Source organism: Sulfuricurvum sp. (genome assembly GCF_030691015.1).
In the GTDB taxonomy this organism is placed as follows: Bacteria; Campylobacterota; Campylobacteria; order Campylobacterales; family Sulfurimonadaceae; genus Sulfuricurvum.
Window position 1 is genome coordinate 113,437 of record NZ_JAUYFF010000001.1, and the last position, 19,535, is coordinate 132,971.

The following is a 19,535-nucleotide window of genomic DNA, read 5'->3' on the forward strand; positions in this document are numbered from 1 at the left end:
TTTAGACAGCCAATCGTTTTCTACCCTTAGCACGACGAGCGTTCAATACTCGACGGCCGTTTTTTGTCGCCATACGTGCACGGAAACCGTGGGTACGTTTACGTGGCGTATTATGCGGTTGGTATGTTCTTTTCATAAGCCATTCCCTTTAGAAATTTTTAGCACGCAATAATAGACAATTCTTACTTAAAGAAGGGTTAAGTTTCATAAAAGCTTGTTAAAATAATCTCGAATAGTGCCGATATACTCACTAAGAATCAACCCTATAAAGGTTATAGTATGACAACCTCAACCTCTTTCGATGCGTACCGCTCTCATGAGCTCAATATTCAAATGAAAACCAGTTCAGGGGATACACTCTCTCTAAACTTTGAAAATGAGCAGTCCCTTTCGCTGAATGAAAAAACGACGTCCAATAGCAAAGAACAATCGTTTTCTTTCTCTTCCATGCAGGCATTTTCCTTCAATCTCGACAGCAACGGTATCAGCGAACAAGATCAAAAAGAGATCAATGCCTTTATGGAAAAAGCGCAGCCGTACATCGATAAATTTATGAAAGAACTCGAAGAAGAGAATCAAACCTCCCCGATCAATAAGATCGCTTCGGATGTCACTAAACTAATCGGAAACCTCAAGAATAGTGATGAAAACGTCAAAAATCATGCCAAACAAGGGGTAGTTGATCTATTTGACAATGCCGTTAAAGAGACAAAACCTATGGATAAAATGATCGAAGAAGCTCAAAAGTTGATGCAAAAAATCATCGACGGGTTTGATAAACTTTTTGAACCCCTATACGCTTAAGGCTTTAAAAAATCTCGCAACGTCGGCATAACAGACTGCCCTTTCGGGGTATTACTCAGTTCTAATGTAGTTTTGAGTTTCATGTGACAATCACGGCATTCACGAATAACCGTATGCTCTGCCACCCGCGCACTCTCAATCTTTGCAATCGGATGACACGCAAAACAATCACTGCCGCAATCGGCCATTTTAGAAGGATTAGCACTGTGACATTGTATGCACGTCATCATCGGTTTATGACGGTGATCATTATCGATATTTTTAAGGAGTGCGGGATGACAGGTCATACAATCCCCCGTACACCCCAAAAGCTGTAATAATAGTACAAAGAGTAAGGCAATTATTTTCATGGCGTGAATTATGCCACAGAAACGGTAATCTCATCTCCAACAGCATCAAAGGCAACGGATGCGCCCTCTTCCACTTCTCCGCCGAGGATCAAATCAGCCAAACGATCTTCTACGATCTCATAGAGTGCCCGTTTAAGTGGACGCGCCCCATAAACAGGATCAAATCCCGCACTCGCAATATACCGTTTTGCCGCATCGCTTAGGGTGAGGGTAATGTCACGCTCTACCACTTTTGCCGCAATGTCTCTAAAGAAGAGATCGACGATACTGAGTATTTGCGCTTCTCCCAACGGATTAAAGACCACCACATCATCCAAACGGTTCAAAAACTCCGGTTTAAAGTGTTGTTTGAGTTCCCCGAGTACCATCTCTTCTAGTTTAGGGTCGCCGTGATGCGCCATAATCTTGTCACTGGCGATGTTGGAGGTCAAGATGATGATCGTATTGGTGAAATCGACGACTACCCCTTTGTTATCAGTCAGACGTCCATCATCAAGCACCTGCAACAAGACGTTAAAGACATCGGGATGGGCTTTCTCAACCTCATCAAACAAGATAACGCTGTATGGCTTACGACGCACCGCCTCGGTAAGCTGTCCCCCCTCATCATACCCCACATACCCAGGAGGGGCACCTACGAGACGCGAGACGGCATGTTTTTCCATGTACTCCGACATATCGATACGGATCATTGATTCGCTGCTGTCGAAAAGAAATTTCGCCAACGTTTTAGCCGTCTGTGTTTTCCCGACCCCCGTAGGCCCTAGGAACAAGAATGATCCGATAGGACGGCTTTTATCGGAGAGTCCCGCTTTATTACGCTTAATCGCACGGGCTACCGCATGGGTGGCACGCTCCTGTCCCACCACATCACGGTTCAATTCATCCTCGATATGAAGGATTTTCTCTTTTTCGCTTTGGAGCATTTTGTTGACCGGAATTTTTGTCCATCGACTCACAATCCCCGCAATCGACGCTTCATCAACACTGTTTTTGAGAAGTGTCCCCGCTGCCATCATATTTTTCCACTTCTCTTGAAGCACCTTTTCTTCTTCAAAAAGTTTCGGGATTTGACCGTATTCGATCTCTGCCGCTTTGTTAAAATCAGCATTTTGTTTCGCCGATTCCGCTTCACGCCGCTTCGATTCAAGCTCCCCTTTGAGTTTCGCCATAGAGTTAAACACCTCTTTTTCATGCGAGAACTGCGCATCGAGACTTCGACGCTCTTCACTCACATCGGCAAGCTCTTTTTGAATCTCTTCAAGTCGTTTGGTGTTGGCGACGCTCTCTTCCATCTTGAGTGCCTCTTGTTCAACGTTAAGGTTCGTTTGACGGCGTTTAACGGAGGCAAGGGCATTCGGCTCGGACTCAATCTGCATTTTTAACTCAGCTGCGGCTTCATCAATCAAATCGATCGCTTTGTCGGGGAGGAAACGATCATTGATGTAGCGATCCGAGAGTTTTGCCGCCGCTACAAGCGCCGAATCGGTAATCGTGACGTTATGATGTGCTTCAAGACGCTCTTTCAGTCCACGCAAAATTTGTAACGACTGATTGACACTCGGCTCATCCACATTGACCGGTTGGAAACGGCGTTGAAGCGCCGCATCTTTTTCGAAGTATTTACGGTACTCTTTGAGTGTTGTTGCCCCGATTGTATGCAACTCACCCCGCGCAAGTGCGGGTTTGAGGATGTTGGCAGCATCCATAGAACCCTCAGACGCACCCGCCCCTACGATCGTGTGAATCTCATCGATAAAGAGGATGACATTCGCATTTTTTTTCACCTCATCGATGACCGCTTTCAGGCGATCTTCGAACTCCCCGCGGTATTTTGCCCCTGCAATCAATGCACTCATATCAAGGGTAATAACCCGTTTGTTCTGCAAACTAAGCGGAACCTCTTTATTAACGATCCGTTGTGCCAACCCCTCAACAAGTGCTGTTTTCCCGACCCCAGGTTCTCCTAAAAGGATTGGATTATTTTTTGTCTTACGGATGAGAATTTGCATCATACGAGAAATTTCTTCATCTCGACCGATGACCGGAGAGAGTTTCCCCTCTATCGCTTCACGCGTTAAATCGATACCGTATTTGGAAAGTGATTCGAGATTTTCATCATCCGTTTGTGACTCAATCTTTTGACCTGAGCGCATCGCTTCAAACGTTTTACGCAATTCAAACACATTCACATATCTTTCAAGTATCTCTTTAAAGGGGGAATGGTTTAAATTTCCCATTAAAAAAGTATCGATAGCGATAAATTGATCCCCGTTGACCGCCATCTCAGCAGAACCGCGTTCAAGTGCGTGAATAAACTGTTTTGAGAGTCGGATATTTTCTTTCGTCACACTGGACGAAGTGGCTGGTTTACTTGCAGCACTTTTAACATCGAGTTCAATTGCCGTTTTATCGATATTCATTTTGACCAATGCTTGATTGAGCGGAGAATTACTGTTGGCAAGCAATGCCCATAAAAAATGGATCGATTCGACCTCGCTGTTTTTATTGTGCAGGGCCAATGAGATCGACGACTCGATCATCTCGGTCATTTGATGGGTTAATTTTTCAAATATTTTTTTCATCTTTAAATCCTTATTAGTAAGTTACAAGAATTATAATACTTTGAGTCACTTGTTGTCAAGTCTTTTAAATACAATGACTCACAGTAGAAATACCGACACGATTCCGATCATTCCTCCAAAGACTCCGCCCCATACGACCAACCATCCTAAATGCTCTTTCATCAACGTGTGAAGCATCTCTTTGATCATGATAGGTGTCAATTCGGCAAGTCGGGAGACAACAATACTCTCAATCGTTTCGGTAAGATGAGAGCTCCCCTGATGTAAATGGGTATTCAGTGCGCTCATAAACGATTCGCTCTGAGAAATCTCTATCGTAGAGAGTTTGATCTTCTCCAAAAACGGCTCTTTGAGTTTTCCGATAATCGCTTCTCCACCGAACATCCCTAACATCCCACCTAAAGGTGAATCCATCACACTTCGTACCAATGCATTATATGCAGGGGTAAAATCGGTTTGTTCGATGATAGGAGTAAGATCGATGGTACGTTCTTGTGATTGGACAAAGCTCTCAATTTTTTCGGGAGTAAAAAATTGCTCCATAATGAGTGTTTTCAAAGCTTCGCGTATCGATTCGAATCGGTCTATAATAATTCCTGACCCGTAAAGATAGGGTACTTTTTCAAAAAGCATATGAATAGCCAACTGATTCGTCACCGCTCCTGAGAGGGCGAATAATCCGGCACTGCGCAACACCTCTGATGCTATACCGTCTATGCTGTATGACGCACCGACCAAACCTGCTGAAACAAAATTTGTTGCCCATCCTTTATCCATTTTAAAAGCTCCTAGTGTTAATACGTGTATTATACAAAAAAGGTTAAAGTTACACCCAAAAAAGGAGTGCTACTGTGATTCTTAATAGTATGGAAACTCTGCTTCGTAACGGTGAACGCTCTGAGATTTTAGGAGCACTTTCCGCAGCACTTAATCGAAGTGATGAAGCCCCCTTCTGGCGACAGAAAAGTCTCCCTTTTTGCGAGGCTGTGTTAAGTGTACTGATTCCTCTTAGAGAAGAACATCTCTTGTTTGATCCCGAGGGAAATCCTCACGCCGAGCTGATACCCGCACTCTTTATCCGCTGGTGCGATCTCTTCAGCCTCAAAACGCTCGCATTTACCCTCTCGATCAGTAACCGAGAGGGTAAGTTAATACGTACAAAGCTTTCAGCCGAGTTTTGCAATACCTATCAACCGATCGATTTAGAAATTTTGGGGAAATACCTGAGCGGGTACAGTGTCAATCTTGAAAACGAGATGGTCGATTTTCCGATCACAAACTACAATCTCCATATCGGAATGACCTCACTCATCACAAAAATACTTGAAGGAAAAGTTTAATGCAAGAGATGCAAGCACTGAAAATCAACAGTTACCTCTCATCAGGAGAGATCGAAAGACTCCTTGAGAATGTCGAGTACATCTTAATGGCATCACCCTCTATGATGGCGGATGAACTTCCAATCCATTTCACTATCATCCTCAACACGTCCGATGTAATCCCCGAAGAGGTGAAGCCGCTTGTTTTGGAAAAATTCTGCCGTGAGCTTAATATCACCGCAACCAGCCATGTGTTAAGCAACCGTGAACGGATCGCATTTGCCATGACGACCCAAGAGACCCCGATGCCGCGTCACATTGTCGATGATGCCGAAGCCAATACGATCCCGTGGACATTGTTGCATATTATCGATTTTCTAGGGAATTCTGACGGTTTTAAAGAGGCGAAAGACGGCCTCAGCGGATGGAGTTATAGTTATAATTGAACAAAAGTGGAAATTTGACTACGCACAATGCGACAAAACAAGCTCATGTTTTAGTTTATAGTCAATAATCCCTTCCAACGATATATCCTCATCAATATCGTCAAAATGGATACCTCTTCCACCTCCGATGAAATGGTGGTTTAAGAGTTGTGACACACTGCTTTACTCGATACGCTTAGTGTAGGAATACGGCAAAGTTAAAACATCACCGCTATTGAGATAGACTAAAATTTTAGTATCTAGTTCAATCTTACTGATTAAAGCATTCATCCCACGCCTCCAAAAAATCTTGTTTATGTTTTTCGTCATCCCGTGCCACGACACGGGATCCATCGATTAATAATTTAATTCGGCCTGTCCCCATTAACCCATAAAATATTATTTTCAATCTAACCATTCTAACGTTGATTTTTTTACAATTTGCATTGATTGCAAATATTTTGAAAGATTTGGTGGCTCAAGATATGAATTGGCAATATGCTGAAGTACTGAATAATATAAAAAACCCAAACAATTCCCTTCAAGGGTTGCACTTTCATCTTTTGGTGCGAAAGGTGTAAAACACCAATTATAATTTACTTCGTCAGTATCATCAGGATAACGAGTGTGATTAAAACCAAATTCGTCTATTTTCGCCGATAAAATTACTCCTTTATTGAGTAGAACTGAAAGTGCCGGTAAATTTATCAAATTCGTACTTTTGAAGTGTGCTTTTATATCTTTAAACTGAAAATCTCCAGAGTCAACAAAAAATATAAAAGTAAAAATATTATTGAGTGTTCTATTACCTTTTGATAAATACATATCTCTTAATAACGTTTCATCTGTCATAATCCCATTAAAGGCAGTATTTTTTATTTTTTCATGAAACATTTCATTTTTTATTTTTGACAATACCCCTGTAAAGGATTCTATATATTTTTTATTTTTGTAATAGGTTGACTTAATTTCACCGCAAGCATAAACTGAATCGATAGGAATATATTCTGTACCATCTTTTGTAGTCATTAGAGAAGGTAAATTTGATGTATCAGCGATAATTATATCAAGCTGTGGGCTGACTAAACCATTGCAATCAATCAAATGTCCATGAGTAATATAAAGTGTCTTAGGTAGCATTCTTTTAAAAAATTCACGTATATGAATTTCAATTTCATTTCCAGCAGCTCGTATATCAGCCGTTCCATGAATTCTAATAGCATCTTTGCGTACTTTTTTTAAATCTTCTGCTTCACTTTTAAAAATTTCTGGAATATTCAATAACTGCATGTTAACTGCTTCTCTTGACACAAAAGTAAAACTTTATCCATTACACATCCCTTCTATCTCTTCCACACTCTTGGCAATCATTGCCGATAGATTCTCATACCCCTCTTCGGTAACGAGAATATTATCCTCGATTCGGATACCGATACCCCGATAACGTTCAGGGACACTCTCATCATCGGCACGGAAATAAAGCCCCGGTTCGATGGTCATCACCATCCCCGCTATGAAGGCTAATGATTCACCCGATTCATCCACATACGGACACGGATCATGAACATCCAGCCCCATCCAATGTCCAATGCCGTGCGGAGCGTATTTTTTATGTTCTTTGGCTTTTACCAATGTACTTCGTTCACCGCTCAAAATCCCCAGTTCGATCAGCGCATCACATAATAACTCTTCGCTGTAGCTTTGGAGCCAGTCGCGTTTGACACCGGGTTTGATTACATCAATGACCCGCATCTGCACAGCAAGAACTTTTTCGTACACTTCCCGCTGAGACTCACTGAATTTTCCGTTGATCGGAAAGGTGCGGGTAATATCGCACGCATAGAGTTCCCATTCGCACGCCGCATCGATAAGGACTAAATCACCATCTCTTAGCTCATCACGGTTATCGACGTAATGGAGAGTATTGGCATTGTTCCCCCCTGCGACAATCGCTCCGTATGCTTCGCTCATCGCACCGCTGTTTAAAAAAACGTAACTCATTGCGGCTTGAAGTTGGTATTCCTTCATCCCTGCACGACATTTTTGCATTGCAATATGATGTGCTTCCGCCGTAATCGTGAGTGCTTTACGTATATGGGCGATCTCTAGCTCAGATTTAATCAACCGTAAGGTTCGAATCAGATGGGTAACATCACGAATGGAGCGGATATGGCGTTTGACGCCCCGCATAGATTGAAGTGCCTCTGCCGCCGTTTTGGCTTCGATCAGTCGCGGTGACTCATGGTAGAGATCGATGTAGAGATTGATATGCTCCCGTAACAGTTCTTTGATCATCCCTGTGTATTCGGCACTATTATGCACTTCATCGACACTAAATCGCTCCCGCGCACCATCAACCCCTAAACGTGCACCGTTCCAAAGGGCATGATCCTCATTGTGCGCTTCAACAAATAAAACGGTTTTGATTGATTCATCCGTTTTGATCAGGACTAAAATAGAGTTATCTTCATTAAATCCACAAAGATAATAAAAGTCGCTGTTTTGACGGTAAGGGTACTCGGTATCGTTAGAGCGGGTTTTGGCAGGTGCAGAAGTGATAATCGCCACACCCTCCTCCATTGTGTCGAGGAGTTTTGAGCGACGATTTAAAAAGTGTATTTCATTCATGGCGTTATTGTGCCATAAATGGAGCTAAATTAGAAATTTCGCTCTAGAAGTTTTCCTACTTTGAGGATTGTAATGATACGATCGGCTTGTTTACCGACACCGTCAATCATACTCTCTTCTTCGTTAATGGTATCCGGTGCAGGCCCGACATCTTTTTTCGGCAAACGTATTGCTTCGGTGAGACGGTCGATCACAAATCCGGCAACATCGTCACCGTTTTTCATAACGATAAAACGGGTCTCTTCCGTATGTTTTTGGGTCTCTAATCCAAAACGAGAACGCAAATCAATCAACGGTATAACGGAACCGCGAAGATTAAAAACCCCTAAAATATACTCAGGAGTTTGCGGAACGCGTGTCCAAGAGATCGGTTTGATAATCTCTTGAATGCTTAAAATGGGCACCGAGAACTCTTCATCCCCCACGATGAATCCCACCAACTGGATCACTTCATCGATTTTAACGTCGTCTCCCGAGAGGGCTTTGTTCTGTTTGTTAATAATTTGTTGAAGTTTTTCGCTCATTGTTATAGCCCCTCATTAAACTTGATATTGCGTTTGACGACATTCATCAGATATTCCGGTGAATACGGTTTCGTTATGTATTCCACCATGCCTGATTCAACGCCGCGCATTCGGTCAGCTTTCCCGGTACGTGACGTAACCGCAATCAATGCAAGATTTTTATATTTGTTGTATTTTTTAATCTCTGCAGCCAACGTATAGCCATCCATTCTCGGCATCTCAATATCAACAAGCATACCGTCAAAGTTATGATCACCCTGCTTTAAAATATTCAGGGCCTCGACACCGTCTGTTGCTTCTACCAGAGTAATTCCCAACGGTTCGAGCGCTTTGCGCATAATGGTTCGGTCGGTTTTGGAATCATCGACAATCATCACACAGTAGTCACTCGCTGAGTTTTTAGCTCCTCCGCGGCTTTTCGCTTCCGCACTCTCTTGTCCTACGGTTGATTTAACCGATTTTGCCATTTGCATCAATGCCGCAACGTCGACGATCAAGGTTACGCCGCCATCACCGCGAATCGTTGCCCCTGCAATCCCTTCGATCCCTTTAAGGTACTCGCCGAGGGATTTAATAACAATCTCCTCTTGTCCGACCAAGGAATCGACGATAAGACCGATTTTACTCTCAGCCAGTCCGAGGACAACGACATACGCATGTTCGCTGTTGTCAAATACACGCTCAACTTCGAAAATATCACCGATATGTACAAGAGATAGGACTTCATCACGAAGACGCATAACGGAGCGACTCTCAACCGTATAAATTTCATCTTTGCTAATACGAACCGTCTCAAGAACCGATGCAAGAGGAATCGCATAATACTCTTCCTGTACACCGACAAGCAACGCTTGAATAATTGCGAGAGTAAGTGGGATTTTGAGCTTCATTGAAGTCCCTTTCCCCACTTCGGAATCAATGTCGATCATACCGTTAAGTTTTTCGATGTTGGTTTTAACAACGTCCATCCCTACGCCGCGTCCTGAAACGCTGGTAACTTGTGCAGCCGTTGAGAATCCAGGACGGAAAATAAGACCGAATGCCTCTTTCTCTGACATCGTATCGGCTTCTTTTTCGGTAATAATATTTTTCTCAATCGATTTGGATTTGAGCATATCGGCATCAAGCCCTTTACCGTCATCGATAATCTGGATAACGATATGGTTCCCTTCATGGTACGCTTTAAGCTGGATAGTTCCACCCTCTTCTTTGCCGGCGGCAAGACGTGTTTCGGGTGTCTCAATACCATGGTCGCATGAATTACGGATAATATGTACTAACGGATCACCGATCTCTTCAACGATTGATTTGTCAAGCTCCGTCTCTTCACCGGTGATTTCCAGCTCAATTTTTTTATTAAGTTCACGAGAGAGGTCACGGATCATACGAGGGAATTTGTTGAACACTTTTCCGATCGGTAACATACGGGTTTTCATAACGGCAATTTGCAAGTCGGTCGTTACCAAGGAGACAATCGATACGACTTGGTTGAGTTCTTCGAGGAACGCTTCCCCTTCATAACGCTCTTCAACGTCATCATTGATTTTAATAAGGCGGTTTTTACCGAGTACGAGTTCTCCGATAAGATTCATCAAATGGTCAAGTCGCTTGACATCAACACGGATGGTTTGTTCGACCGCTGATCCGCCACGGTTTTCACCATCATCTTTCGCTTCAACTTTTTTAGGTGCAGGAGCAGCTTTTGCCACAGGTGCAGGCTCACTTTTAGGGGCGGCCGGTGGGGTAACCGCTACCGGAGCGGCTGCAACTGAGGGTTTGACTGATTCAGGTTCTTGCGCTTTATTCGAACGCTTCGCAGCATCTTCAGCCTGACGTACTGCAATAAGGCGCTCAATCTCTGCTTCAACTTCCTCATCGCTCATCCCTGAGTAATCCGGTTCTTCTTCGGCGGAAGGGGTTGTAGATTTTGCTGAATTCGCTCGTTTTGCGGCATCTTCGGCCTGACGCACTGCGATAAGACGTTCAATCTCTGCTTCGACTTCCTCATCGCTCATCCCTGAATAATCAGGTTCTTCTTCACTTGTTGCAACGGCAACTTTTGGTTCAGGGGTAGGGGTCGATGGAGCTGCCGGGGCAGGAACCGTTTCACCCAATGAGGTACCGTTTGCGACCGCATCCAAACGAATAACACATGGATTCACTTCCAATCCGCTGTCTTCTCCACTGTCTCTGATACGGACAAGTAACGCTTTCATCAAGTCAATCGATTCGAGGATAACGTCCATAACGTCAGCATCAATGACCAAATCTCCGTGACGTGCCATATTGAGCAAATTTTCCATGTGGTGTGTCAAATGGGTCAATACATCAAAATTTAAAAAGGAGCTAGCCCCTTTAATTGTGTGGGCTACCCGGAAGATACGGTTGAGTAGATCCAAATCATCAGGTCGTGACTCCAGCTCGACAAGGTCTTGGTCAAGCTGTTCAATCAGTTCAAACGACTCAACCAAAAAGTCCTGTAATATCTCTTGAAATTCATCCATTGCCTAACCCCTATTGAATATGAGCACGTACGACACGCGCTACTTCATCGTAAAATAAATTCGAATCAAATTTGACTAAGTACGCTTCTCCGCCTGCCTCTTTTCCGCGAAGTTCGCTGAAATAGTCACTAATCGAAGAATTGAAAACAATCGGAATCATTTTAAATCTTGGATCGGCTTTTACATTCGCCGCGAAATGGAATCCGTCCATTAACGGCATTTCGATATCCGAAGCGATCAGTCGGAGTTTAGAGCCAATCTCTTCACCGTATTTAGTGTACATATCTTCGAGAATTCTAAGACCGTTCTCCCCATCCGTCGCTTCAATAACATCAAAGCCCATCTGCTCCAATGCTTCTTTGATAATACGACGTGCGGTAGAGCTGTCATCCAACAGAAGAACATATCCGCTGAAGTTGTATTTACCGTCTTCGAGCTTGCCGCTGGCAGGCTGATAGAGCCCCAGTTCTTGGACAACACTTTCTAAATCGAGAATTAAAAGAACCGCATCGTCTTCAATACGGGTAACACCCGTAATTTTGGAACTGTCCATCCCGCCATCACCCGAAATAAAAGATGCGGGTTCAATATCTTTCCAGTTGATACGGCGAATCCGTTTCGCTTCATGGACAACAAACCCGATGAGAATATTATTGAATTCCGTAATAATAACCCGTGATTCTTTATCCACATTGTCGGGAGCGTCAACTCCCATCCATTTGGCCAAATTCACTACGGGGATCACAACACCGCGAAGATCAAAAATCCCTTCGATAAACGGAGGGGTTCCCGGTAATTCGGTGAGTTTTGGAAATCGGATGATTTCACGCACTTTTGCGACGTTTATACCATATATTCCCTCGTATACTTCATCGCCTTCGCGCTTAAATATACGAAAATCGACAAGCTCCATCTCGTTGCTGCCGACTTTTAAAATATCTCCTTGTCCCTTCATCGGGGCTCCTTACGAAAAACTGCTTCGTGCAATAACGTCTTATTTTGACTTGATTGTACAGTAAAGTATCTTTCATTGCAAGCAAAAGCACCCACGTTAATGTAATGAAGTTGAGAGAATTGAAAAGAGCAATTTTGATGAAAATGCCCCTCAACCAAAATATCAATCGAATCCAAATGAAGCGATTTTAAACGCTTCTCTATCAATGTATGAAAATTCTCAATACTGCGGCAGTGTGATTTTCGTTTCATCTGCGCTTCCAGCCACCTAACGATAAAACCGCCCCCGAACGTATCAATGGTTCGGAGAAAAGCCAATACCAAAGGGCTGCGGATCAGAGCCGTATAGATTTCGTATCCCAATCCCATAGCACTGTCACCATGCGAAAAGGCTATTGTTTGCCCTTCATACGTCATCACTATAGGCTGATCCTCGCGAGCGACAACCTCAATATTTGGGAGTAAATTCCTGAGTAGGAAATCGTGGTTTCCCTCTAAATAAATAATTTCAAGTCGCTCTGAGAGGCGGTTAAGGAGTTCAATTCCCTCAGTGTTGTAGTGATATGTTCGCGGTATCGGACCGTAAAGCATATCAAACACATCCCCCATCAAGATGAGTTGAGGCGTCACAATTTCACCTGATTCGAGAGCATAAAGAAAATCGATAAAGCTAGTGCGCCATGGAGCGCAGTGGGCATCTGCGATAAGAATCGCACCGCTTTGGAGTGTTTTAGGGGACATACGAGATTTTCGGTATTCCGAGAGATTCATCCAATCCCATCATAATGTTGGCATTCACCAACGCCTGAGAACTGGCACCGCGCATCAGATTATCGATTGCACACATTGCAACAAGTGCATTGCCGTGACGCGTAGCATACACATCGGCAAAATTGGTTCCCGAGGTCATTTTCGTATGCGGAGGAGCATTGCGTACACGGACGAAAGGTTTCCCCTCATAAAATGTATGCATCAGCGGCAATGGATCACACTCTGTTTTAAGAGTCGCATAGACACACGCCAACATCCCTCGAGTCATCGGAACCAAAGAGGGGACAAACGTTACCTTGACTTCATTAAAACACAACGCCGAAGCGTGCTGTTCGATCTCGGTCGCATGGCGATGCTTGATAATGTTATAGCAGTTGATATTGTCATTGACACTTACATAATGAACCGTGCTGCTCGGTGATTTTCCCGCCCCTGAAACGCCGGTTTTAGAATCGATAAAAATAGGGTGTGTGAGATCAATATGATCTAAAAAAGGGGCCAACGCCATCAGCGACGCCGTCACATGGCATCCCGGATTAGCGATAAGACGAGCACCTTGCGCAATATTTCCATGAAGTTCAGGGATGGAATAGATCGCATGTGAGAGGTTGTCCAAATCTTCGTGTTCACAGTAAAACGCTTCGTAGTTTTCGGCATTGAGGCGGTAATCTGCGGAGAGATCGACCACTTTGATCCCTTTTTCCAAAAGCCCTTTTGCCGTCTGCATCGCTGTTTTGTGCGGAAGGGCTAAAAAGATGAGTTCGCACGTACTTGCCGCACGATCAATATCCACCTTTTCGACGTTCAAATCACAAACACCCATCAGTGAGGGGTGAAGTTCGGCCACCGTCGTCGCACCTTCGGTGTTGGCACAGTAGAGTAGATTGAAAGTCGGATGGGAAACAAGCATTTTAACCAGCTCTAATCCTGTATAACCGCTGACTCCAATGATTCCGACGTTAATGGCTTTCAAACACGATCTCCTGATATTTCACTTCAAGCACTTCAAAGTTTTTGGTTCCGCCGGGAAGTTTTGCATTGAGTTCATCCCCCTCTACGCGACCCAAAAGCTGTTTTGCCAGCGGTGAGTTAAAGGAGATAAGGCCTTGTGCAGGATTGCTTTCACATCCGCCGACGATCGTATACGTGACTTCGGTATCGCTATCCAGATCGCTTAACACTACCGTAGAGCCGAAACTGATACGGGCGTGTTCAAGTTCACTCGGATCAACGATCTGAGCACGTGAAATCACCTCTCCCAATTCTGCGATACGGGTTCCGATGAAAGCCTGCTTTTCACGAGCGGCGTGGTATTCAGAATTCTCTTTTAAATCTCCGTACTCTTTGGCACGATCAATTTCAACATTGACGGCCGGCAAGTCTATATTTTTAAGGGTATTCAGCTCATCGCTAAGACGCTGAAACCCGTATTTGGTCATGGGTTCTTTTTGTTCCACAGTTAACTCCGAAGATTGATAATAAAAGGCATTATACCAAAGCTATCGTCTCAATAACCGATGATACTCATATGATTAGGTGATTTTTTTGCAGTTTTTTTCTCCATAGCGAAGGTTCGCTGAAGATGTTCGCTTGAGGTGATCGATTCACCCCTTCCCATACGAACGACAACGGCACTCACACCGAGGAGTTTAAATTCCCGCTTATTCCCCTCTCGATCTTCTCCGAGAATAAAACCCCGTTCACGATCCGAGGGTTCATAGAATGCTTTTACCTCATCGCTGAAAGCGGCTATCAATTGCTCAATTTCTCCGCATACTTTTTCAAATGTCTGTGCCTCATCCAAAATTGCCCCCACGAAAAAATCATCCCCTCCGATGTGCCCTTTGAAATAATCGTTGCAAAGAACTTTTTGCATTAACTCGGCAAACAGCAAGATCACCCTATCGCCGTTTCGAAATCCGTAATAGTCATTGTAGGGCTTAAAGTGATCAAAATCAAAATAGACCACTGCCGCGTCAGTGCCGCTCTCGATCACATACGCGATGTATTCGTTTATTCTGAAATTTCCCGGAAGACGGGTGAGCGGATTTTCATCACGGGCTCGGATAAGATTGCGCTCATGTACCACTTCGATCATCTCGCGTGCGCTCAGATACCCGATATAGCGTGAGGACTCGACAACCAACACCCCCGGAGCATTTTGAGAGAGAGAAAAAAGCTCGATCATAATCTCCAGAGGCATTGTCAAATCGACTACGGGGATCGGTTCGATGTAGGTTTCCAGTGTCGAGAGGTTGGAAGAGCGATTTTGAGTTAGTGAGCGCCCATAAGGTGAACAGGCGATCGCTTTGAGCTGATGTTCATGGATAATCCCTAACGGATGCATTGCCCCATCCACGACGGGAACGAGATAGGTCCCTTTTTCATTCAGTAAATCGAGCAATGTCTCCATAGAATCCGTGATCATTATTGATTTGAGCGGTTCGAGCCGTTTTAAAATAATTTTTTGATTTCCCAAAGAGCGTTTCTCTTCCACTAAATTGTTTCCGCTCAGGAGATATTTTTTGGCAATAAGGGAACACTCCAGTGTGGGACGCTGGATAAAATACCCCTGTACCATATGACATCCGATCTCTTTGCATACCAAAAGTTCCCGCTCGGTCTCAACTCCCTCCGCTACGACACGGCATCCTAACAACGTGGAGAGCTGAACCATATTTCGGGCGAGGAGCTTTTTTTTGGGATCCTTGTCAATATCTGTTAAAAAAAAACGATCAATCTTGATAATATTAGGGGTGCAATGATAGAGCAGTTTGTACCCGGACTGCCCGATCCCGAAATCATCAATCGCGATACAAAATCCTTCATCGCCGTAATGGTGCATCAATTTTGTAAAATGATCAATATTAAGAATTTCATTATGTTCTGAGAGTTCAAAGACGATCGCTTTTGGATCGAGGTTATAACGTTCAAGGAGACGAAAGGTATTTCCTTTCGAAAAATCGGTCATCTCGAGTACGCGGTTATCAAGATTGTAAAAAAGTTTGAGACTCTCATACCCTTCGATCAAACAAAACTTTTCCATCACCTTCTCTCGAAGACGCAAATCAAACGAATAAAGGATATTTTCCTCGTACAAACGGTCAAAAAAAGAGAAGATCGTTTCAAATCCGAGAGTATCCGTTCCACGCAGTAATGCTTCTACGCCGAAAATGGCTCCGGAATGGATATCAACGATCGGCTGAAATGCCACATCCAAAACGTCAAGATAGTGATGATAAAGGGGGTGAAGAGGTTCCATGATGGAGAGTATAAAACGCTCACGTCACAAGAAGGTTACAAAGCTATTTTCCGCAGAGCCAGCGAACACATTGCAAGGCCGAATCCCCCAGTCACCGCGACAAAACTCCCTTTTTCTTTGATTCGGGGAAGCTCAGAGCTGCAAATACAGCTAAAATCCCCTTTGAATTTACGTTTACGCAGTTCATTACGAATTTTGGAAGCAAAGGGGTCTCCTTCGGTTTTCCAAATGGAACGCACTTCGATCTTCGTCGGGTCTAGCCGTTTTGCCGAACCGACGGAGCAGATAAGTTTGGGATAGCATTTTTGGATTAACGCGAGTTTGGCACGCATATCGTCAATCGCATCGAGGATAAGATCATAAGGCTCAAAATCAAACGCCTCGATCCACTCGGGGGTGATTTTTTCCGCAATCGCGATCACTTCGGGATAGTGAGTTTTGAGTGCTTCGACTTTCAACTCCCCCTCGTGCATTTCCGAGTGCATTTGACGATTTTGGTTTGTCACATCGTAGCGATCGAAATCGATGATCGTGATGTCGCGTACTCCTGAACGGTAAAGACAATCCAAACAAAAACTTCCGACACCGCCGACCCCGAGGAGGAGTATTTTAGCGTTTTGGAGTTTCGCATGTGCATCTTCTCCGAAAACAAGTTTAGTGCGGGTATGTCTCACAGCCAATCCCGTAATTGCTGCATCGATTTATAGGCACTCATGTCGAGTTTGATCGGCGTCAGAGACACTTTTCCCGCCTCAATCGCTTCAAAATCACATAATGATTCACGTTTCGGGCGAGCCTTATACTCCAGAGGATGAAGTCCGAGCCAGTAGTATTCCATCCCACGCGGGTTACGATGGAGATGGGCGTCATTGGCATAATAGCGATACCCTGCATAAGTAACGGCAAACTCCAGTTCCTTAACATCGTGCGGGATATTCACATTGAGAAATTCCCGCTCGTTCAGCGGAAAATCTCCCCTCAAAATTTTCTCCGCCAGATGGCGGATCGCCTGTTTCGCCAATGCAAAATCACCGACGGGCTGGGTAAAATCCATCACTTGTGAGATAGCAATCGCCGGAACACTGTGGAGCACCGCTTCCATCGCCGCTGCCGCCGTTCCCGAATAGGTAATGTCTTCCCCCATATTGGAACCTTTGTTAATCCCGCTGATCAGCAAATCGGGTTTGGACTCTTCGAATAGGGAATGAAGGGCAAGATAGACACAATCGCTCGGGGTGCCGTCATCGAGTTTGTAAAAATCGTCCCCGACACTGATAAAACTAAGAGGTCGTGTCAACGTCAGTGAGTGTCCGCACGCCGATTTCTCCGTCGAGGGGGCAACAACCGTGATTTGTCCTAGTCCCTCCAATGCGTCAATGAGGGCTAAAAGCCCTGCAGATTCATATCCGTCATCATTCGTAATCAAAATTTTCTTCATCTATTTCCTTTTGGTTTTTACAGGGACACAAATAAAACAGTTACGGTTTTCTCTGCGTTCATACGCAAGAACATAATCATGCTCTTTTAAAATCGCATCGACGATATAAAGCCCCAATCCGAAGCTGTCTTTCGTCGGATGCTCTTTGGTAAAAGGTTCAATATAATAGTTCAATGGTTTTTTGAGCGATTCACCTTCATTCGCGAAAATGATCTCCCCCTCTTCCATCCAAATCTCCATCCTTTTTTCAGGAGAGTATTTGATCGCGTTATCGATCAGATTTTTTACCGCCGTCACAAAAAGACGGTAATCGGCTTCGATCTTAATCGATGCATCAATGTGACGATCAACCGCATCATATTCTACCATCGCAAGGTCGATCGCCCCATCGATCACATCGATGAGCCGATACTCTTTTTTCTCATGGTACTGGTTCCCTGACGTAATCTCTTCGAGCAGGGCAAACTCCCCGATCAATGATTCAAGACGTTCGAAAATCCCTTCAAACCGACCGCGCTGTTTCTCATCGCTCAGCATTGTTGCGACAATCCGCCCTTTCGCGATAGGGGTTTTTAGCTCATGCATAATGTTGCGTAAAAACAGGGTACGAGACTCGATTAGAGAGCGGATTTTGTTTTGGGTCGAATCGAGTTCATTTGCGATAAGGGCTATCTCATCACTCCCCTCTATGCGGAAGCGTACCCCCATATCCCCTTCTCCGAAACGGGCAATTTGTTTCCGCAATCGGCGCAAAGGTCGCAAACGATAAATAATAAGAGCAAAGGAGACGAGCAAAATCGTCATAATCGTCCCATACGCCGAAAGGAGATTTAACGGTCGATAGGGTTCGATATTCCGATCTTCAAGCAATACGCTATGACGGGAAGATTCGACCCAAAAATAGATATGCCCTCGATGCTCGATCATCGACGTAATAACCTGCTGCGCCGCATGCGTTTCAAAAGGAGATTCTGAGAGAGAATACTGTTCCATCATCTCATCCCCGTTACCGTCACTTTTGAGGATTCTCCCTTGACGGATTATCGTCTCATAGTCCGTTTCATCCGATATCTCTTCAAGATCATAGAGTGCCAGATTAGCTTCAAACATCGGCTGAGAAACCTGCTTGATAATATAGGTGTGATAGATTTGACTGATGAGAGAGTGTTTGCTGAAGATATTATCGATATGTTTGGCACGATTGGTTTCATAGAGCTGATAGAAGGTGTAACTGACACTCGATACGGTCACCACCATGGCGAAAACAACGGTGGCAAGAACAGCGTTATTTTTAAGCATTACTTGAGAAGTTTATACCCGATACCGCGAATCGATTCGATCAGGGATTTGTCTCCGAGCTTATTACGGATACGTCCCATCATAACATCGATGCTTTTGTTCGAGGAGTCTTCGTTGATCGCACTCACATTGTGAATTAAATCTTCTCTCGAAACAACCATCCCCTGCTTTTTAATCATATGCGCCAAAATTCCGTACTCTGCATTGGTGAATTCAAGCGGTCGCCCTTTATAGCTGATTTGCATAGAAGGTTCATTGAGTTTAAAATCACATTCGCTCTGAAGTGCAAGTTCCGAAGCGGCATCATATCGGCGCAATACCGAATGGATACGGGCTTCCAGTTCTCTCGGATCGTAGGGTTTTGGGAGATAATCATCAGCACCGAGTTCAAGGGCGTTGATCTTATCGGTAACATCGGAACGAGCTGAGGAGATAATAATAGGGATGTTTTGGCGTGCACGAATCGCTTCGCACACCTCCAACCCATCCATACCCGGTAAGGTTAAATCCAAAATGACCGCATCAAATTTCTCTAATTTGAGAATGCTCAGCGCTTTGAACGGATCATCTTCCGTCGTTACGTCAAACTGGTACTGTTCTAAAAATTCGGTGAGGATCTCGGCAAGCTCGAGATCGTCTTCAATCATTAATATTTTACTCATGGTGATATTG

General features: G+C 44.2%; 21 protein-coding genes. 3 read left to right on the forward strand and 18 right to left on the reverse strand.

Features of this window, described 5'->3' with window-relative positions; genetic code table 11:
* Position 1: 1 nt before the first annotated feature.
* Positions 2 to 136, reverse strand: coding sequence for a 50S ribosomal protein L34 (gene rpmH / locus Q8O20_RS00575; RefSeq protein WP_013459438.1), 135 nt, complete (start codon positions 134 to 136; stop codon positions 2 to 4).
* A 143-nt stretch (positions 137 to 279) separates the two neighbouring features.
* Here rpmH and Q8O20_RS00580 point away from each other — a divergent pair, with 143 nt between their 5' ends.
* Positions 280 to 804 (forward strand): hypothetical protein, encoded by a 525-nt coding sequence (locus Q8O20_RS00580; protein ID WP_305529570.1) that lies wholly within the window; start codon positions 280 to 282, stop codon positions 802 to 804.
* Here Q8O20_RS00580 and Q8O20_RS00585 read toward each other — a convergent pair.
* From Q8O20_RS00585 to Q8O20_RS00595, 3 genes are all read right to left on the reverse strand, one after another.
* Positions 801 to 1,154, reverse strand: coding sequence for a hypothetical protein (locus Q8O20_RS00585; RefSeq protein ID WP_305529571.1), 354 nt, complete (start codon positions 1,152 to 1,154; stop codon positions 801 to 803). The genes Q8O20_RS00580 and Q8O20_RS00585 overlap by 4 nt on opposite strands.
* Before the next feature lie 8 nt (positions 1,155 to 1,162).
* Positions 1,163 to 3,739: an ATP-dependent Clp protease ATP-binding subunit gene (locus Q8O20_RS00590; protein WP_305529572.1), complete on the reverse strand. Its 2,577-nt coding sequence runs from the start codon at positions 3,737 to 3,739 to the stop codon at positions 1,163 to 1,165.
* Between the two features lie 78 nt (positions 3,740 to 3,817).
* Positions 3,818 to 4,516: a DUF445 domain-containing protein gene (locus Q8O20_RS00595; RefSeq protein ID WP_305529573.1), complete on the reverse strand. Its 699-nt coding sequence runs from the start codon at positions 4,514 to 4,516 to the stop codon at positions 3,818 to 3,820.
* Between the two features lie 74 nt (positions 4,517 to 4,590).
* On the opposite strand from Q8O20_RS00595, the gene Q8O20_RS00600 reads away from it, so the two are divergent.
* Complete coding sequence (locus tag Q8O20_RS00600) at positions 4,591 to 5,079, forward strand: hypothetical protein (protein ID WP_305529574.1); 489 nt, start codon at positions 4,591 to 4,593, stop codon at positions 5,077 to 5,079.
* On the forward strand, positions 5,079 to 5,504 hold the full coding sequence (locus Q8O20_RS00605; protein WP_305529575.1) for a hypothetical protein: 426 nt from the start codon (positions 5,079 to 5,081) through the stop codon (positions 5,502 to 5,504). The genes Q8O20_RS00600 and Q8O20_RS00605 overlap by 1 nt, the downstream gene beginning before the upstream one ends.
* An 18-nt stretch (positions 5,505 to 5,522) precedes the next feature.
* Here the strand turns inward: Q8O20_RS00605 and Q8O20_RS00610 are convergent, their stop codons facing one another.
* The 14 genes from Q8O20_RS00610 to Q8O20_RS00675 all read right to left on the reverse strand — a co-directional run bounded on the left by Q8O20_RS00610 (position 5,523) and on the right by Q8O20_RS00675 (position 19,525).
* Positions 5,523 to 5,660, reverse strand: a complete 138-nt coding sequence (locus Q8O20_RS00610; protein ID WP_305529576.1) for a DUF2442 domain-containing protein — start codon at positions 5,658 to 5,660, stop codon at positions 5,523 to 5,525.
* A 228-nt stretch (positions 5,661 to 5,888) separates the two neighbouring features.
* Positions 5,889 to 6,773: a DUF6602 domain-containing protein gene (locus tag Q8O20_RS00615; RefSeq protein ID WP_305529577.1), complete on the reverse strand. Its 885-nt coding sequence runs from the start codon at positions 6,771 to 6,773 to the stop codon at positions 5,889 to 5,891.
* Between the two features lie 33 nt (positions 6,774 to 6,806).
* A complete protein-coding gene (locus Q8O20_RS00620) occupies positions 6,807 to 8,111 on the reverse strand; it encodes an aminopeptidase P N-terminal domain-containing protein (RefSeq protein WP_305529578.1) in 1,305 nt (434 codons plus the stop codon).
* 29 nt (positions 8,112 to 8,140) lie between these two features.
* On the reverse strand, positions 8,141 to 8,635 hold the full coding sequence (locus Q8O20_RS00625; protein ID WP_304740895.1) for a chemotaxis protein CheW: 495 nt from the start codon (positions 8,633 to 8,635) through the stop codon (positions 8,141 to 8,143).
* A gap of 2 nt (positions 8,636 to 8,637) precedes the next feature.
* Complete coding sequence (locus Q8O20_RS00630) at positions 8,638 to 11,139, reverse strand: chemotaxis protein CheW (protein ID WP_305529579.1); 2,502 nt, start codon at positions 11,137 to 11,139, stop codon at positions 8,638 to 8,640.
* 10 nt (positions 11,140 to 11,149) lie between these two features.
* Positions 11,150 to 12,094 carry a chemotaxis protein gene (locus Q8O20_RS00635; protein ID WP_305529580.1) on the reverse strand — a complete coding sequence of 315 codons (945 nt, stop codon included), beginning with the start codon at positions 12,092 to 12,094 and terminating at the stop codon, positions 11,150 to 11,152.
* Complete coding sequence (locus tag Q8O20_RS00640; RefSeq protein ID WP_305529581.1) at positions 12,091 to 12,864, reverse strand: UDP-2,3-diacylglucosamine diphosphatase; 774 nt, start codon at positions 12,862 to 12,864, stop codon at positions 12,091 to 12,093. The genes Q8O20_RS00635 and Q8O20_RS00640 overlap by 4 nt, the downstream gene beginning before the upstream one ends.
* Complete coding sequence (gene argC / locus Q8O20_RS00645) at positions 12,824 to 13,837, reverse strand: N-acetyl-gamma-glutamyl-phosphate reductase (protein ID WP_305529582.1); 1,014 nt, start codon at positions 13,835 to 13,837, stop codon at positions 12,824 to 12,826. Before argC ends, Q8O20_RS00640 begins: the two co-directional genes overlap by 41 nt.
* Positions 13,824 to 14,321, reverse strand: a complete 498-nt coding sequence (greA, locus tag Q8O20_RS00650) for a transcription elongation factor GreA (protein ID WP_304740884.1) — start codon at positions 14,319 to 14,321, stop codon at positions 13,824 to 13,826. Before greA ends, argC begins: the two co-directional genes overlap by 14 nt.
* Positions 14,322 to 14,371: 50 nt before the next feature.
* Positions 14,372 to 16,126: an EAL domain-containing protein gene (locus Q8O20_RS00655; RefSeq protein ID WP_305529583.1), complete on the reverse strand. Its 1,755-nt coding sequence runs from the start codon at positions 16,124 to 16,126 to the stop codon at positions 14,372 to 14,374.
* A 35-nt stretch (positions 16,127 to 16,161) separates the two neighbouring features.
* Positions 16,162 to 16,800, reverse strand: a complete 639-nt coding sequence (locus Q8O20_RS00660) for a tRNA threonylcarbamoyladenosine dehydratase (RefSeq protein ID WP_305529584.1) — start codon at positions 16,798 to 16,800, stop codon at positions 16,162 to 16,164.
* Entirely contained in the window at positions 16,797 to 17,564 is a 768-nt protein-coding gene (gene surE, locus Q8O20_RS00665) for a 5'/3'-nucleotidase SurE (RefSeq protein WP_304740878.1), read from the reverse strand. Before surE ends, Q8O20_RS00660 begins: the two co-directional genes overlap by 4 nt.
* Entirely contained in the window at positions 17,565 to 18,863 is a 1,299-nt protein-coding gene (locus Q8O20_RS00670; protein ID WP_304740876.1) for an ArsS family sensor histidine kinase, read from the reverse strand.
* Positions 18,863 to 19,525, reverse strand: a complete 663-nt coding sequence (locus Q8O20_RS00675; RefSeq protein WP_304740874.1) for a response regulator transcription factor — start codon at positions 19,523 to 19,525, stop codon at positions 18,863 to 18,865. Before Q8O20_RS00675 ends, Q8O20_RS00670 begins: the two co-directional genes overlap by 1 nt.
* Positions 19,526 to 19,535: the final 10 nt, after the last annotated feature.

What these genes read in the sequence shown, in the direction of transcription:
- rpmH (WP_013459438.1), bottom strand. Translation starts at nt 136, where the DNA reads ATGAAAAGAACATACCAACCGCATAATACGCCACGTAAACGTACCCAC.
- Q8O20_RS00580 (WP_305529570.1), top strand. Translation starts at nt 280, where the DNA reads ATGACAACCTCAACCTCTTTCGATGCGTACCGCTCTCATGAGCTCAAT.
- Q8O20_RS00585 (WP_305529571.1), bottom strand. Translation starts at nt 1,154, where the DNA reads ATGAAAATAATTGCCTTACTCTTTGTACTATTATTACAGCTTTTGGGG.
- Q8O20_RS00590 (WP_305529572.1), bottom strand. Translation starts at nt 3,739, where the DNA reads ATGAAAAAAATATTTGAAAAATTAACCCATCAAATGACCGAGATGATC.
- Q8O20_RS00595 (WP_305529573.1), bottom strand. Translation starts at nt 4,516, where the DNA reads ATGGATAAAGGATGGGCAACAAATTTTGTTTCAGCAGGTTTGGTCGGT.
- Q8O20_RS00605 (WP_305529575.1), top strand. Translation starts at nt 5,079, where the DNA reads ATGCAAGAGATGCAAGCACTGAAAATCAACAGTTACCTCTCATCAGGA.
- Q8O20_RS00615 (WP_305529577.1), bottom strand. Translation starts at nt 6,773, where the DNA reads ATGCAGTTATTGAATATTCCAGAAATTTTTAAAAGTGAAGCAGAAGAT.
- Q8O20_RS00620 (WP_305529578.1), bottom strand. Translation starts at nt 8,111, where the DNA reads ATGAATGAAATACACTTTTTAAATCGTCGCTCAAAACTCCTCGACACA.
- Q8O20_RS00625 (WP_304740895.1), bottom strand. Translation starts at nt 8,635, where the DNA reads ATGAGCGAAAAACTTCAACAAATTATTAACAAACAGAACAAAGCCCTC.
- Q8O20_RS00630 (WP_305529579.1), bottom strand. Translation starts at nt 11,139, where the DNA reads ATGGATGAATTTCAAGAGATATTACAGGACTTTTTGGTTGAGTCGTTT.
- Q8O20_RS00635 (WP_305529580.1), bottom strand. Translation starts at nt 12,094, where the DNA reads ATGAAGGGACAAGGAGATATTTTAAAAGTCGGCAGCAACGAGATGGAG.
- Q8O20_RS00640 (WP_305529581.1), bottom strand. Translation starts at nt 12,864, where the DNA reads ATGAATCTCTCGGAATACCGAAAATCTCGTATGTCCCCTAAAACACTC.
- Q8O20_RS00655 (WP_305529583.1), bottom strand. Translation starts at nt 16,126, where the DNA reads ATGGAACCTCTTCACCCCCTTTATCATCACTATCTTGACGTTTTGGAT.
- surE (WP_304740878.1), bottom strand. Translation starts at nt 17,564, where the DNA reads ATGAAGAAAATTTTGATTACGAATGATGACGGATATGAATCTGCAGGG.
- Q8O20_RS00670 (WP_304740876.1), bottom strand. Translation starts at nt 18,863, where the DNA reads ATGCTTAAAAATAACGCTGTTCTTGCCACCGTTGTTTTCGCCATGGTG.
- Q8O20_RS00675 (WP_304740874.1), bottom strand. Translation starts at nt 19,525, where the DNA reads ATGAGTAAAATATTAATGATTGAAGACGATCTCGAGCTTGCCGAGATC.